Origin of the sequence: Pseudomonas siliginis, assembly GCF_019145195.1 — a bacterium.
In the GTDB taxonomy this organism is placed as follows: domain Bacteria; phylum Pseudomonadota; class Gammaproteobacteria; order Pseudomonadales; family Pseudomonadaceae; genus Aquipseudomonas; species Aquipseudomonas siliginis.
Window position 1 is genome coordinate 1 of sequence record NZ_JAHSTW010000034.1, and the last position, 508, is coordinate 508.

1 protein-coding gene is annotated in these 508 nt (G+C 62.4%); it reads right to left on the reverse strand.

Features of this window, described 5'->3' with window-relative positions; genetic code table 11:
• Nucleotides 1–508, reverse strand: a 508-nt coding sequence (tssI, locus tag KVG87_RS25725; protein ID WP_217853243.1) for a type VI secretion system tip protein TssI/VgrG, incomplete at both ends; no start/stop codon positions are given.

Genomic DNA, 508 nt, shown 5'->3' on the forward strand with positions numbered 1-508 from the left:
ACCTTTTTTGTCTTCGATGCGCAGCTCGTTGTAGCCGCCGCCACCCATGGAACTCAGGGTCTTGAAGGTGCTGCGGGTCTTGTTCGCCGGCAGTTCATAGGGGACGGTGTTTTCCTTGTGGTACAGGCAGCCGCTGATCAGCGGTTGATCGGGGTCGCCTTCAAGGAAGGTGACCAGCACTTCCATGCCGATGCGCGGGATGGCGATGCCGCCATACTGGGCGCCGGCCCAGGCGCTGGAGACGCGCAGCCAGCAGCTGGTTTTGTCGTCGGCCTGGCCTTCGCGGTCCCAATGGAACTGGACTTTGACCCGGCCGTATTCATCGCAGTGGATTTCTTCGCCTTTCGGGCCGGTGACTACTGCGCTCTGGCTGCCGAGGATGCGCGGTTTCGGATGGCGTAGCGGCGGGCGATTGGGCACGTCCCACGGCGTGGCCTGGAAGCGGTTGCGGTAGCCCTGGTGGAAATCGTCTTTCAATGCCGTAGTGTCGCTGGTCACCGACTCCTCA